Origin of the sequence: Aestuariibacter salexigens DSM 15300 (assembly GCF_000429145.1) — a bacterium.
Lineage (GTDB): Bacteria > Pseudomonadota > Gammaproteobacteria > Enterobacterales > Alteromonadaceae > Aestuariibacter > Aestuariibacter salexigens.
The window spans coordinates 225,591-241,091 of the sequence record NZ_AUBH01000002.1 but is presented as its reverse complement, the minus strand read 5'-3'; the positions used below and the strand labels follow the sequence as shown (position 1 = coordinate 241,091).

Sequence of the window (15,501 nt, the reverse complement as noted above, 5' to 3'; positions counted from 1 at the left end):
ACACGCCTTACAACATTAAAGATAGAAACAGAGGGAGTTTTTAACAAACTAATTTATTTAAATATCACATTGTTAATAGCTGAGACTGCTTGCAGCCTCAACCATCAATCTCTTTATGCACCTGCACGCAGGCCTGAATACTGAATTTATACCCCAGTTCACTGTCATCGCGTTCCGACACCAACATAGAATATTCATCCAACGTGAGCACACGCTGGTTGTCTGCTTTTCGGCACGTTGAATAAGGATAGGTCTCAAGTTGATAGATGAAACCTGCGATAAGTCGGTCGATAGTCAGTGAACGCGGCTCCTCTTCCTGATCTTCAACAACATCGACAACACTGTTGAATTCACTCATCTCTATCACACCTGCCTGTTGCAGCTCTCGAAGCTTCACCAAACGCTCTTCATCTGACAGTCCTTCAAGCTCCTTGGCAACGCCGGCGCCGATCTCTGTTTTGACTATTTGCAGTGGCGATTCAAATACGTAGATTTGTTTTAAATAGGGTTCAGTAACCGAAAAGATGGCGGCGATCACAAACGGCAGCAATATCAGTCGCAATAGCATTGAGAACCCTGCGAATGAGCGGTCCTCCCAATGGATCGGCACGCGAATGCGCACAATGCGTAACAACAGAGAAAACAGAGACCATAAGTTCCCTATCATTAATAACATGGACGAAAACACGACAGAGGCGGCAAATATCCACATCGGCAGCATAATGAGCGTGGTAAAGCCGATAGTGAATTTAAGCGGCGTCGGCTCCACGCCCGCAATGGCGTTGACTTTCAACGCGGCTATGGCCAGTGCAAAGTTCGCTGTAGCGGCATAAAGTACGACAATCACCCCCCTGCCTAGCATCGAATACCACATTTTTTGGAACAAGTGCCACAGTTCTCTGGCTAACCCAACTCCCGCAATCAGCCCGATGGTTATGATGTCACCGTCGGCCCAGTTTGAATCGGTAGACGAATTGAGCATGTATATAAACGCGGCGAAGTAGAGCCATTGAGACACTGAAAGTTGCCTGAACTTCTCTCCCCAAGATATACGAGGTCTGGGCTTGGGTTCGCGGCGCGTTATTTTTTCCCACAGTGCGCGCAGCTGCTCTATGCCAGGGATCTTATCCTGTAATCTGCGGATTTTATTTTGACTGGGTGAGGAAGCCTGAGACTCCGCTGGCTTGATGTCTGTTAAGTCCTGCATAGCGTGGGTGTGATAGTGAAGTTCACGCTAATAGTCACAGAAGTCCTTGTTGGTGTAAAGCGCTTCGCTTTTTACTCAGACATCGCCTCATTCAGTACCGCTAAAAGCTGCTCAGCATCCGTTACTGTTGAACGCAGTGCGAGGTGCATTGGGATAGAGAATAACTCACTGGCAATATAGTCCCGTTGATTTATACGTGGGGAAAACAGCAAGGCCATATTGCTTGGGCTAAAATAACTGATCGCGTAGTCGGCAATGTTTCGGTGCAATAATTCTAATTGTGGCTCAAATTCACTTTGCACTGCCACTACATTGATATTGAGGTTAGGGTCGTCCAGGGCGGTTTTAAGTGGTCCCCTTTTCACGTCTATCTGTATGGGGCTGACGATGCTACGATTAGCCAATCCAGAAAAGTCCGAGACGGGCGCGACATCATCTAAATGATAGGCATAAAACTGTAATTCGATTAGCGGCTTGTCGCTAAACACAAACTGGGAATCGTCGGTGACAAGCGTACGTGTGATAAGCAGACCATCCAGAGAGACGTCAGCAGCGAAATTATCAATACTGTCAGGCTCTGTTGGCGTGAATCTTACCCGCAGATTAGCGCGATCAATAATATCATGAACCTTTTTTCCCAACTCTCCGCACAATGACCCATCCGCGTTTTTAAAAATAGTGGGAGGCCGCTCAATAAAACCAATAGTAAGCGTCTGGCTGTGTGCAGAGTTTGCACACATCACAAAAAACAGGGCCGAAACTAACGCAAAAACATACGTGCGGGAAAAACGCTGACAGACTCGCATCTGGAAATAGTCACAGCTACACTTGTGGCCAATAACAACATTGTAGTCGCTTGACGCAGAGCTAACTACAAGGTACACAAATAAAAAAACGTGGTGACTTATTTATGTCAATTAATGACGTGTTACAGGAAGTACAGGCATTAGCCAACAGTACCCTTACCAAGATACTTAGCGTTGAATTTGCTACTCAGCTGTCCATCATTCTGTCTATTTATCTCGTCGCATTCCTTCTTTCCTCACGTGTGAAAAGCAAACTTGCGGCAACCAACAAAGCGCCTGAAGAAGGCGCTCACACCCTTTTGATTTTGATATATAAACTCAAGGGTATCCTGTTCCCTATTCTTGCTATTACGTTTTTGAAACTGTCCACCGTCATGGGTGAGCAGTTCCAGTTCGACGCCTGGCTGCTCAATATTGCACTGGTTGTGGCTGTCATGCTGTTTTTAAATACTTTAATCAATGCGTTTGTGGACAGTGACGTGTTTGCCATTTTCATGCGCTGGGTCGGCCTGCCTATTGTGTTTCTGCATATGATTGATGTCCTGCCCGCCATCATAGAAGTCATGGAGTCCATGTCGGTGACGGTGGGTAACGTTGATATCTCAGCTTACGGCGTCGCCAGAGTGGCAGTATTTGGTACCTTCTTGTTCTGGCTGGGCAGAGCGTCACGCAATGTCGGCAATGAAATTATTCGCAACCAGCAGAAACTTGATATCACCACTAAAGAAGTATTTTCCAAGGTCTTTGAAGTCGCGCTGTTCTGCGTAGTGTTTATTTTGTTGCTCAACGTTATGGGTATCAACCTGACCGCACTTGCCGTATTTGGAGGAGCAGTCGGTGTTGGCCTTGGTTTGGGCCTGCAATCCATCGCTTCTAATTTTATTTCAGGGATCATTATTCTTCTTGATAAATCACTTACCGCAGGTGATTACGTTGAGCTTGATGACGGCAGCAAGGGCTTTGTACGGGAGTTTCGTATGCGCTATACGGTGCTGGAAACTTACGATGGTAAAGATATTCTGGTGCCTAACGAAAAGTTCATCAATTCGTTGATGATCAACTGGACACACAAAGATCCCAAACAGCGTTACCGTATCGATTTCTCAGTTGCCTACAAGACCGATATTCGCGCCATGTGTGACATCATTAAAGAGGCGGTGGCGCAACACCCACAAGTTATCTCAGGCGACGATATCCCATTTGAAGAGCGTCCCGACTGCGAGATTGATTCATTTGGCGACTCTGGTGTCAATATGTTCGTTGAATTCTGGATGCTTGGCATCGACGACGGCAAAAATCGAGTTGGCGGCGATTTGCTGCTGATCGTGTTTGAGACACTGCGTGAACACAATATTGAAATACCCTTCCCGCAGCGTGAAGTGCGTGTTCTGGATAACAGTGCCATGACCATTTCCAATACGACGCACGCCAAATAAACGTCTGTTATTGGCGTGTTATCGTGAAGTCCAGAAAATGGGTCGAGCAGGAGATACAGGGATCGTAGTTCCTGATCACCTGCTCACAAAACAGCTTCAGCTCGTTATCAGAGTGATGTAAGCCATACTGCTTCACCGACTGTTTCAGGTCCTGTTCAATACGGGCCTGATTCTGACTGGTGGGAGGAATAATGGTGCATTTAGCAACGGTGCCATCCTGTTCCAGTTCATAATGATGAAAAATCAAACCTCGTGGCGCTTCAGTACAAAAGCTGCACTCACCTTCCCTCACCTTATATGGCACGTGTGCCTGGCCTTTCGGTACGTCGTATTGCAACATCTGTTGCGCTTCAAACAAGGCCCACAGGCACTCCAGTGCCCTGGCCTGAATACTGGTAAACATGTTCATATTGGGAAATTCCAAGCCACACTGCTCAGCCAGATGACGAATGTGCTCTGGTATCGTCCTATAGTTATTGTTGACCCGCGCAAGAGGGCCAACCAGATAGTCCTGTCCATCCACCAGTGAATATAACGCGGTCGAATGACTGACGTGATGCTCCTTAAAATGCTGCGGGTATTGCTGTGCGGTGATCGTCAAGCCATTACTGCAGGCGATATTGCCACCATTAATGGGGTAACTGTCTTCGCCTAGCAGACTCACATAGGTAAAGTCCTGCGAATGATCTGGAATCGGCAACTCTGCTGTCCATTGCAACAGCTGAATTGCTGCAGGTATCGCATCGTTGACCAACTGTCTGGCATGCTGCCAGGCACCTTTATCAGGCAAAGCTGCGAATCCCCCCACCTGCAATCCTATCGGATGCACTGAGCGGCCTCCAAGCAGTCGCATTAACGTGTTTCCTGCTTCCTGAATTTGCATCCCGCGGGTCAGCAGGTCACCATGTTTTGCGGCCATTTGCACCGCGCTGTCGTAGCCGTAAAAATCAGGCATCGCCAGAAAATGGATATGCAAAGCGTGACTTTGCAGCCACTCGCCAAGATTCATTAACAGTCGCAAATCCACAATGTGATCTGGCAGTTCAATCTCAAACAGGCTTTCCATGGCAAGAATTGAAGTTAGCTGATAGGCCATAGGACAGATCCCACAGATCCTGGCACTTAAGTCTGCGACATCAGTATGGGGCTTACCTTGTAAAAATCGTTCAAACAGGCGCGGTGGTTCGAAAATTTGTAATTGTAATGACTCGATTTCATCGCCTTTGGCGGATAGTTGCAGCGCCCCTTCCCCCTCAACTCGGGTAATGAAAGGCACATTAAGCTTAATTTCGCGACTCATATTCAGTCACTCCCCTCAAGGTCCTGCAAACGCCAGCGTGCGATTTGCTGCTGATACGGCGGTGATTGACTGTGAATAGCAGCAAAGCGATGGACGATGTCGTTAGGCATCAATCCAAAACCTGTCATTCGGTTTGTAAGGCTCTCGCAGTTGGGTTGTTCAGATGGACCAAAACAGCCATAGCAGGCTTTACCAAAAGATGGGCACAGGGCGCCGCAGCCAGTTCGCACAACCGGACCCAGGCATGGCGCCTGCTGGGTGATCAGCACGCATACATTACCTTGCCGTTTGCACTCCATACAAAGCTTCTCGGCATTGTCCTTCGGCTTTACACCAGCATGCAGCTGACGCAGACATTCAGTAACCTGCTGTTGGGTAACAGGACACCCCCACAGTTCAAAATCGACTTTAACGTGTGTCGCGACCGCTGTGCAGTCTTGCAACTCTTCAATGAATTCTGGATGGGCGTACACGGCACGCTTCCAGTTTTCCTTGTCGTCAGCCATATTACGCAGTGCCTGAACGCCCCCGCTGGTTGCGCAGGCACCGATGCTAACGAGCAACTTTGCTCGCTGTCGCGCATTGACTAGACGCTTTAGGTCATCGTGAGTCGAGACGCTGCCTTCGATTAGTGCCACATCCACTTCCTGGTCGGGCGCAAACAATCCCGCTTCAATAAAATGAGTGAACTCAACAAACTCCAGCAATTTAAGTAGCTTCGGCCCCTGATTGATGAACGCCAACTGACATCCGGAACAGGAGGTGAGCTTGTGAATGGCCACTTTGAGCGGACGCTGTAGCATGCTAAAACCCCTTAACCCCGAGCCAGGGCTTAACGTCAGGATAATGAAACACGGGGCCATCCCGACACACAAAATGCGGACCTATCTGACAATGCCCGCAAGCGCCCATTCCACATTGGAAATTTCGCTCCATGGACAGATAAATGTCTTCATCCCGCACTTGATGTTTTTGTAAAAATGGCATCGCTGCCAGCATCATGATTTCCGGACCACAGATCATGACCGCACAGTGTCGGGGATCAAATTCAGCATCGTCCAATAGCGCTGTCACCAGGCCAAGTTTCCAATGATGCTTGCGCTTTGATTCCTCACTCGCGGCGAGTAAGACCTGACAGTCCCCCATGGTTCGCCAGGCATCGTATTTGGGTTGCCATAACAAATCATTGTGATGCTTTACCCCTTGCAAAATGACAATGCGACGGTAGCGATTGCGATGTGCCACTGCGTAATTAATAGCGGCAACGACCGGCGCACAGCCTAATCCTGCAGTAATGAATACCAGATCACGCCCTTCAAACTTTTCAAGCGGCCACCCCTTACCAAAAGGGCCGCGTAGCCCTAATTCCTGATCTTTTTGCATTCCAATCATGGCAGTCGAAACGCGGCCTACCGCTCGGATCGTGTGCATCAGAAGGCCGTCCTGCCAGCCCATAATGGAAATGGGGATCTCCCCGATACCAAACATGGAAAGCATATTGAATTGACCAAACTGAAAGGTGAACGGCGTCTCGCTTTGCACTTTTAAATGCAATGTAGCAAGTCCGGGCGACTCTTCAGTGGTTACCATCAGTCGCGCCCTGATCGGCACGTAATCAGTCATGGTCATCTCCCAATATCAGGTTTGCCTCAGCCACAATGTCGATGGCGGCAGGACACCAACTAATGCAACGACCACATCCCACACATCCACTGCGATCATACTGCGCCTGCCATGTTGCCAGTTTGTGGGTCATCCATTGTCGGTAACGCTGACTGACGTCGCCACGCAGTTGCATACCTGCAATGTAGCCATGCTTTTCACTGAAGCAGGAATCCCAATACCTGACCTGATGATGTTCTCCGCTGACCGGCTCCACTTCAGCTTCCTGTTTTGAGCAAAAGCAGGTAGGACAGGTTAATGTGCAGTTGCCACACGCCAGGCAGCGCTCGGCGATATCCTGCCAATGCTTATCATTTAAATGCTCAAGCAGCTTCAATAACTGCTCTGCGTCTGGCATCACTCGCTGTTGATGGCGCGCATTTTTGAGCTGTCGCTGTGCCTGCTTATGATGCTGTTGAGAGCCTGGTTGTAGCGGTAACGCTGCCGTTATTGCTCTGCCCCGCTCACTTTTCACATCGACCAGATATCCGTCGTCAAGCTCATCCAGCAGAATGTCATAACCATAGGTGGCTTCGACGCCGTCACCGGTTGATTCACAAAAACAGGTATCATTACTGCGACTGCAATTAACCGCTATCAGGCACAATTGTTTGCGCTGTGCCGTATACCAGGGATCGGCATAGGCCGAATGCATAAAGTGTTTGTCTTGCAGATAAAGTGCTGAAATATCACAGGAACGGATACCAATAAATGCCAATGGTTGAGGGCTGGGCTGTTCACTTTTAAAACGGATCCCGTCGGACGTAGCTTCACCTCGCCAGACGGTTTGTTGAGATTTAAACAGCCAGGGTTTCAGTCCTTGCGGACCATTATTCCATGCAAAACACCGATTATCTCCGGTATCTTCCAGCCTGTACGCGCCTGCCTCAGTATGCTCCACTATTCCCCATGGAAGATCCGCTATATCACGCAGACCATCAAAAACGATGGCGCCATCTTTGACCTGCGGCCCAATGACTTTATACCCCTGTTGACATAACACGGCATGTAACTGGGATAAGTTCTCTCTGGGCAGGAAGCCCTTTTCCATGTCTTAAGCCCATATTTGAAATTCCTGTGGTACAGAATGCGTGACTAGCAAAAAGAGTTATTGATGCAGCGCAAAAGAACCGATGAGAGAAAGAATATTCTCGCTAAGCGGGCGTGCCGGATACGTGATATCGGCTTATGTAGTGCTTCACATCGTCACACAGTGCAGCAATCCCCTGGCGAATCTCTTGTGACGAATTTTCACTAAAATAACAGACATGTTCAGCACTCATTGATAAAAGGTCTATGCGCGGCGGGTTGGGCACGTACAGAGGTAGCATGGACAGCAGGGTGGTCAGATCGCCGCCATGGGTGGCAACTGTTGTTGGTAGCTGCTTTAGATGTGAAGGAAGGTCTGTAAGCAACTGACGGGTGCCGACAGGCTGGTCGCTTTTGATAAGGTCAACAATCAGCACACATTCACAGTCTTTAAAATATGGCAGCAACGTCAGTCCACCTATACCGCCATTGATCACTTCAACATAAGGCCCAAAGTCTACGCTCTGTAACGCATCGAATACCCATTCTCCAACGGCGTCATTACTGTGCAGCGGATTACCCAGACAAAGTACTCTCAGCATAGTCATTTTGTCAGTACCCGATTAACTGCCAGCATCAGAGCCTGCCCTTCAGGATGCTGTTTCGACACAATCAAATAAACTGGCAGCGTCATCAGCGTATCCACCTCCAGGTGCACGTTTGAATCTGGCAAATCTGATAGGGCGTAGGTCAAAAAGTAAGGCAGTCTGCCCAGGCTAACCAGCCTAATGCCTTGCTCATAACTGTCGACATTGTAACGCTGAGGAAGCGTTGTTCCCTGTGTTAGCCGACGTTCGATAAACGCGAAGCTATTTTCAAAAATGGCCGCATAGGGCTTATCGCTCAATTGTTCTGCCGACGTAACCGGCATTGTGCTGGCAAGCCTGATGGCGCTGAGCGTAATTTCATAGAGAGGATGGTCACTGACGTAAAATTGCTCTCGCAAGTCGTCGGCCGGGCTAACCGCTGAACTGATATCGTATTCACCTGCGTGCAGGTTTACCACGCCACGACTGACCGAGTTAAACGCATAGTTTACATCCCATTCCAACTGCGCAAACAATGCATCAGCGTGATCGATGGCTATTCCCCGTGCAGCACCGTTTTCATCACTGTATTCAAACGGGGGCTGCTCTGACACAAAAAACGTAATCGTCCTTGACTGTGCGCATACCGCACCGGAACACATAACAAGCACCAAAAACCATGTGGCCGGCCTTAAAACCCTCATCTCATCAATCTACCACTTACTACCTCAACTTGTAGTGTAGCGCACAGCCCTAATGTTTGTTTACAGTATTCTCTCTACCGAGACGCCGCGCGGGCACAGCGCTGGCGCAAAATTAGCAGTGATATCATTAACAACATCAAGCCCACAGTTCCAGGCTCCGGTACATCGACGTTGGATGTCTGCGTGTCAAAAAATACCAGTGACAACAGTCCATTGCCCTGTCCAAATACAAAGTCGACATCAAAGCTGTCAGATAAGCCGCTAAATGCGAAGTTAGCACGACTCAGCACATTGGCATTAATGAAATTAGCCGCTAACAGGAAATCCAGTGAGAACAGGTTCAGCGGTGAAAAATCAGGTCCGAATCTGAAATCAAACAGCGTGGTCGTATCGAACGTGACATCGCCAAATACATTCAATGAATCGAAACTGGTGGTGGATTCCACTTCGACAATAAAGGTGCCGAATAGATCCAGGTCGTCAGTAAAAATTAACGTGCCCGGTGAATTGCCAGGGTTGATGGTCGCATTCTCACCGATCACCGTGTCACCCTCAATAGTACCGTTGCCGGACAGCGATCCTTCTTCGAACACCAATTCATCTGCTGATAAGGTGCCGTCAACATGGGTAGTACCGTCAGTCTGCGTGTAGACGCCCTGAACAGTCATTTCGGAACCTGCTTGCACGTCAACATCGCCCTGATTTTCCATCATTGCATTGTCGATAAACAGTGACGAGCTATTACTAATGGTCAGTCCGCCCTGATTTAAGAAAGTGTCACCAACCACGTTTATGCGGCTTGGGTTTGCCCCGCTTACCATCATCTGACCGAGATTTTGCAAACGCTGATTATCAATACGACCGCTATCGAGAATAAGCTGTGCACCCTGTTCAATGCGCAGCAGTCCTTCATCTACTGTTTCCGACACTGTCCCATCAGGATTGACCGTTAATGACAAGCCGGTCACGCGTGCATCATGCAGATGCAGCACACCGCCATCCTTTACCGTGATGCTTTGTTTATTAACAATGGTCCCGTAGAAATTGAACTCGCCGCCGCTCGCCACTTCGGTATTGGCATTAAATGTCATATCGGTAAAATTGCTCGAGCCAAGGTCAATGATCTTGCCCGATCCCTCGGTAACCAACTGACCTCCGACCATCACAATATTTAACATCTCGACAATAGAGCCGTTTTTGGCGCGGATTAGCGTGCCGCCAGCAGCGTTAAAATCACCATTTGTGATCAGCAGCGTACCGCCATTTTCCGCCTGCAGCGTGGCGCGATAGAGCTCTGCTGCCGTGGAAGGGTCGATAGTCAGTTTCTGGCCGTTCACATTGGCAGAAATTAATCCTTCTGACACCTTCAAGGCGACGTTTTCAAGATTTCCGTAGCCTCGCAGCGCCGCATTCTTGCCAATCACTTCGACCGCCCCATTGAGCACAGTGAAGTCGGTTAGTGTGATTGAAGCATTGTTGGCCTTTATCATGCCGTTAGCATTGTTGATAGTGCCATTCTGAAGCGCCAGAGAACCGCCCGCATTGGCCTGAATCAAGCCGGTGTTTGTCGAGCCTGCTGCGGTATCAATGGTGTAGGCTCCGATTCGAGCCGTAATGGTGCCCATATTCGTCAATTTGACGTTATTAAGGGTACCCTGACCATCCATCAGCCCACCTTTTCCAACGCTCACCTCACCATTGTTAATCGTATAGGTGCCGCGCAATACATCGCCATATTGACCGCCCACATTGATGCTACCGCCGGTGTTAGCGACAGTACTGTTCAAGGTCATAATGCCGCCAGACACGTTCAATGCACCATTATTATCAAGCGCAGCAACGTTTAAGGTACCGTGTCCGGCAATGGTGCCATCGTTACGCAGATTGGTAGATTGATAGGTGCCTTTGGCCAGATTCAGCAACCCATTGTTGTCAACGTTGTTTGCGGCAACAAACACCTGACCATTTTCAAGGCTAAGTGATGCACTGCTGCCAATGGTGGTCAATGAGGTTTTAAGATTGACATTGCCACCCGATAGAGGGTCGGTGTAGAAGTTAGCGAATTGCCCGCTCAAGACCAAATTCACGTTTTGCAGACTTTCGACACCTCCACTGCCAAACAGACTGAGAAAGCTGGAGGTATCCAAAATGATGTTTGCGGCTTGCGTTTCACCATAGGCTGCCCAGGTACCGCCATTGCTCTTGAATACCGAGCCGCTACCAAAGAAATCACCAATCCCAAGCTCTTCATAACGCAAGGTCGCACCACCCATCACTTCCACGCGACCTGTGTTAATGAATGAACTGTCTGTTGCTGTCAGTCCCTTCAAAACCAGTTCTCCACCAGAAGCTCTTATCGTACCTCGGTTGTAAAGTTTATCTTGGGTACAGAAAATAATCGTATTAGTGCAAATGCCGCCAATCGTACCGAAACCTTCAACCAGTCCACCAGCGTAGTTGTACAAGCCCTCCATTGAGCCTCCACGCATGGCTATCAAACCGTAGTTATCTACATCATCCGAGTGGAAAGTAGCACCCTGTCCAAGCGTGAACGTGCCCGCTCCGGTATTTGTGAATCTGCCAAAGTTCTCAAGACTGACGCCGTCTACGGTAATTCTGCCACTACCGTTCAGCGTAATATCTGCGCGATTATCAAATCGGCTTTGATAGTTCTGTGCGAAAGCGATGGTACCGCTGCTGGCTACCCACTCACCGTCAGTTAAGGTTACGGTACCGTTTGCCGACGTCATGTTTGACACCTTATACATTCTCACCGTACCGCCAGAGACAGCTTCAACACGTCCCTTGTTGGTCACGTTGACGGTTGAAAAGAAACCACCGTCTAGGTCTAGAATACCTCTGTCAGCCTTTAATACGCCATGATTGACGATATCGGTGTCAAAGAACGCCAGAGACTCTCCCGTCGAGCTAGCCACAATCGCACCGTAATTTGTTACTTTGGTAAAGTCCTCTACGCTCCCCCAGCCCCTAATCGTATGCTGTGCGCCGTTGGTCAGTGAATCTCTTCCCTGGTAGCTGGAAAACTCTGCATCATCGCCAGCCAGATTGAGCGAGCCCGTGCCAGATAATAAGAAGTTGGCGCCGCTGCCGGTGATTGTGCCCAGCAAAGCCTCTTCACCACTGCGTCCGACTACGTTAATCGTGCCATTGTTTTCGAAAGTGAGGGTGCCACCACTAGGACCACCCAGGTACAGACGTTTTTCGTCCATGTTGCCTGTATTGTTCAGTGTAATGGTGCCATCGTTTCTGGCGAGCCGGTCACCGCCTGTACGCCAGTAATTCACATTGTGATCTGTCTCACTGGTGCAAAAACCTGCAAAATATGAGTTACATCGCGTTTTGAACGAATCGCTGATTTTAACGTTACCTGCGAAATCAACGTTGCGAATATCCGTATTCATTAGGTCGATAGTGGTGCCCGCAGAGCCAGTTATACTGCGTTTATTACTGTCATATCCTGTAATGACAGTGTCGTGTAATCTTAAGGTGCCGCTCGTTACCTTAAGAGTACTGTCTCCACGCAGATTGACATTAATTCTATTGATTCGGCCGCCGCCGCTGTCAGCGATGATGTCCTGACCGATGACATCCAGCGTTTTTCGCGAGCCTTGTGATGTCAGACGACCGCTGTAATCGCGCAGATAAATCTTGCCATCACCAGATAAGGTGGTGTCTTTGGTAAACACGATACGTCCGTCAGTGAGCACGATGTTGGATTCATTGTGGAGCTTGCTACCTCCCACATTAAGGATCCCATTAAGGCTATTGATATTCAGCCGACTATTGCCAAACAGACTTAGATTGCCACTGCTCACTTCACTGTCGATAGTGACTGTAGAGCGGTTTGAACTTAATCCGCGAATGACCACATCATTGCCGATGGGCGTTGCGTTGTTTTTCCAGTTGGTATTGGTATTCCAGTTACCGTCCCGTCCTTCTCGCCATGACGCTTGAGCCGTGGTCAGTAACAGTTTTGTGCCTGTTTCGTTGCTCAAACCACCCAGCGCAAAACTGTCATTAAATAGCGGCGGTAAATCAAAGCTGGGACCATTAAATGGCAGGTTCACCAAAGGCCCAAACGATTTCGTCCCCAGATCAATCCCCGCAACATCTCCGGACACGCTGCCACTGAGAAGATCGATGGAAAGCGAACTGTTGATGGTGATGCCAGTTTTATTGGTCAGACTCAAATCGATGTCGTAGGTGGGCGTAATACCAATGTCCGGTCCGGTCCATTTAAGATCTATCTGTTGTCCCAATGCGAGATTGTTCAGGCTATTTCGATTCGAGCGGCTTTGACCTTTCAGACCCGCTTCAACCGCGCGGTCAAAGGCATAGCTGACCCGCATATCAGTAATGTTAAGGTCAAATTCCTGGGTCAGCTCAAGTGCTGGTGACAAGGTGACATCAAGAAGGTCAGCAGTCGCGCTGACACTACCAATGCCAAAATCGAGTCCGGCAGTCACACCAAGCGGTGGCAGTCCTGCCAGTGTGGTGAACATCTGGTCCATATCGATGCCGATTTCAAGAAACTCATCCGAGCCGCTGGTACCCAAAACGCTGCTGCCAATGTTTTCCACGCCATTGGTCATCACTGAACGAGCACTGCCTAATGTCTCTTCTTCCCGAATAGTCGGGATCCTGACATCCACCTCCACCATTGGCGTGGAGCCAATTTCTACCTTCGGTTTTAAATCGAGGGAAACTTTCTTCTTCTTTTTTTCTCCCGGATTGTCAGGGTCATCTACTTCTTCAACATTCACCACGTCAGCCGCAGTAGAGCCTACCGCAAACAAGTCTTTAAATCCGTCAAGTACGCGGATCTGGCCATCGGGATTACCCGTTACCGGGTCCCGATTAACGGATAAGAGCTCGATATCTGCATCAATATCAATCAGTTTCTTCCAGCCGGTGTTACCGCAGTCAGCATCCAGCCAGACATCGTAACAGCCTGTCGCTTTGAGCGACGCTTCCGCTTCAACAATCAGATTGGCGTAGGCCTGTATAGTCGGGGCAATGGTTTCGAGGAACGCGCCGCTTTGAATTCTTGCATCAGTCACCCCCATGGAAACTACGCGGTTGGTAACAAGTTCATCAGCGTCAGGTAGGTCAAGTGAGAATTGGAAAGGTAACTGTGTATTTACCGTACCGCTATCGATATACCATCCCGTTTCCAGGCCGATCCGGCCGTCTGTGCGGCCGTCGACGCGCAGACCGTTGCCACCGTAGGTTGCATCCCCCACTTCAAACAATTTCTTATTGCCCGAATCCCATTCAACGCCAATAAACAAATCATCCTGGATCTGAGTAGAGCCGCCGGTGCCCCACATACTTTGACCTAAGGTTTCAAAGGTAACGCTTTGGCTGATGGTTGCCGCCTGGCCGTAAAAAGCCAGTGACCATCCGAGAGAAAAAATTACTGCATAGCGTGAAAATAACGTAATAGGAGCAGCTCGCAAAGCGCGAGGAATAAAGTGACAAACTGACATCGTTGTTCCCTGTTGTTTCATCACTTTCACTCCTGAACACAACGAAAAACAACAGGAACAGCCAAAATATGATGAGTGTTTTTTATATCGCGTAGTTGAAAAAGGTACGCTGTGGAAAAATATGCATAGAGCGTACCCTAAAAATAAATTTTATTAATATCAGCGCGTTACATCTGATCATTCGCACTATTAAGCGTGCACTGTAATAAATCTGTAAAAAAGCCTGACAGTGCTGACTGACCCATGAATCAGCCAGCATGGAACGAGATTATTGCTTTCTTGCCACAAACCCTACTTGAGCCAGTTCACCCTGCCCGTCAATTACAACCGCTGAGCCAACAATTTCTCCAGAGTTTTTTATTGCCTGAGGGTACGTCGCCAACGCATCAGGGGCAGCCATCATATCTGCGCTGTCCACCTCTACTGTTACGCACTGACCTTCCGGAATATCAATGACAAAGCCTTTATTGGTATTATCAGAAGGGTCGAAGGCGAATCCAACAACCGTATCAGAATCAGATATGCCTCTTGCACGCGTGGGCATGCCGTTGATAGTGAAATAGGTTACGTCTCCACCTTTATTTCTAACCCAGCCCATCATTGTGTATTGCGGAAACGCGTCAATACATGGGTCTTCCTCTGGCCAAAATCGTGCGCTGCCGACAACAATACCATCGTTGTTTATGCCTTGTGCAATGGTAAACATGCTAGGTACGATGGTCTCAAACGTGCCTTTTTTCACATCGTAGATAAATCCATCCGCAGCGACATAAGCAAACGGAGTAGATTTCTCTACCGAAAAGTAACCTGTAATAAGACCATTGTTGTTCATCGCTCTTGCGTTAGTCACATCCAACGCATCAGGGTGTTCGAATGTCGTAACCTTGCCTTTTTTATCCATATAAAATGAAAGGCGCCATTCATTTTCCGCATCATCCCATACGCCAGCATAGTGGCCTGAGTCTGAGGTGGCTAAAACAGCTGCATCTTCGAGGTCACCTATTTCCAGGTCCGATATTCCTCCTGATTTAAGGGAATACGAGAAGTTACCACCATCACTGGGGCCGACCGCAAAACCGCGGTCGTTGAGACCAAAAATACTGGTGTTTTCAGCTCCGGGATAAGTTACAAGTTCAAAGCTATAATGACTGTCGGCTAGTGCATTATTTGCTGAAAATGCGGTAGCTACCGCGGAAAAAAGTACGCTTTTAGAAAAGTTGTTCATTGTTATCTCCTTAAATCAGCCGGATGGCTGGAAAA

The 15,501-nt window shown here is 48.6% G+C and carries 11 protein-coding genes; 1 reads left to right on the top strand and 10 read right to left on the bottom strand.

The window, feature by feature from the left end:
* Positions 1-97: 97 nt before the first annotated feature.
* Together G441_RS0105255 and G441_RS0105250 are read right to left on the bottom strand one after the other, a co-directional pair.
* On the bottom strand, positions 98-1,207 hold the full coding sequence (locus G441_RS0105255) for a hypothetical protein (RefSeq protein ID WP_051275353.1): 1,110 nt from the start codon (positions 1,205-1,207) through the stop codon (positions 98-100).
* A 71-nt stretch (positions 1,208-1,278) separates the two neighbouring features.
* Positions 1,279-1,848: a hypothetical protein gene (locus G441_RS0105250; protein WP_156896289.1), complete on the bottom strand. Its 570-nt coding sequence runs from the start codon at positions 1,846-1,848 to the stop codon at positions 1,279-1,281.
* 269 nt (positions 1,849-2,117) lie between these two features.
* Here G441_RS0105250 and G441_RS0105245 point away from each other — a divergent pair, with 269 nt between their 5' ends.
* Positions 2,118-3,449, top strand: a complete 1,332-nt coding sequence (locus tag G441_RS0105245) for a mechanosensitive ion channel family protein (RefSeq protein WP_026375375.1) — start codon at positions 2,118-2,120, stop codon at positions 3,447-3,449.
* Between the two features lie 7 nt (positions 3,450-3,456).
* Here the strand turns inward: G441_RS0105245 and G441_RS0105240 are convergent, their stop codons facing one another.
* From G441_RS0105240 to G441_RS0105200, 8 genes are all read right to left on the bottom strand, one after another.
* Positions 3,457-4,749 carry a Ni/Fe hydrogenase subunit alpha gene (locus tag G441_RS0105240; protein WP_026375374.1) on the bottom strand — a complete coding sequence of 431 codons (1,293 nt, stop codon included), beginning with the start codon at positions 4,747-4,749 and terminating at the stop codon, positions 3,457-3,459.
* Between the two features lie 2 nt (positions 4,750-4,751).
* Positions 4,752-5,552: an NADH-quinone oxidoreductase subunit B family protein gene (locus G441_RS0105235; protein ID WP_034474492.1), complete on the bottom strand. Its 801-nt coding sequence runs from the start codon at positions 5,550-5,552 to the stop codon at positions 4,752-4,754.
* 1 nt (position 5,553) lies between these two features.
* Positions 5,554-6,372 (bottom strand): FAD/NAD(P)-binding protein, encoded by an 819-nt coding sequence (locus G441_RS0105230; protein ID WP_026375373.1) that lies wholly within the window; start codon positions 6,370-6,372, stop codon positions 5,554-5,556.
* Complete coding sequence (locus G441_RS0105225; RefSeq protein WP_026375372.1) at positions 6,365-7,462, bottom strand: 4Fe-4S dicluster domain-containing protein; 1,098 nt, start codon at positions 7,460-7,462, stop codon at positions 6,365-6,367. The genes G441_RS0105230 and G441_RS0105225 overlap by 8 nt, the downstream gene beginning before the upstream one ends.
* A 103-nt stretch (positions 7,463-7,565) precedes the next feature.
* Complete coding sequence (locus tag G441_RS0105220; RefSeq protein WP_034474490.1) at positions 7,566-8,042, bottom strand: hydrogenase maturation protease; 477 nt, start codon at positions 8,040-8,042, stop codon at positions 7,566-7,568.
* A gap of 2 nt (positions 8,043-8,044) precedes the next feature.
* Positions 8,045-8,641, bottom strand: coding sequence for a substrate-binding periplasmic protein (locus G441_RS0105215; RefSeq protein ID WP_169726048.1), 597 nt, complete (start codon positions 8,639-8,641; stop codon positions 8,045-8,047).
* A 164-nt stretch (positions 8,642-8,805) separates the two neighbouring features.
* The gene (locus G441_RS0105210) at positions 8,806-14,262 is read right to left on the bottom strand and encodes a beta strand repeat-containing protein (protein WP_034474488.1); all 5,457 of its coding nucleotides are present in this window, start codon (positions 14,260-14,262) and stop codon (positions 8,806-8,808) included.
* Between the two features lie 247 nt (positions 14,263-14,509).
* Entirely contained in the window at positions 14,510-15,466 is a 957-nt protein-coding gene (locus tag G441_RS0105200) for a DUF3466 family protein (protein WP_026375368.1), read from the bottom strand.
* Positions 15,467-15,501: the final 35 nt, after the last annotated feature.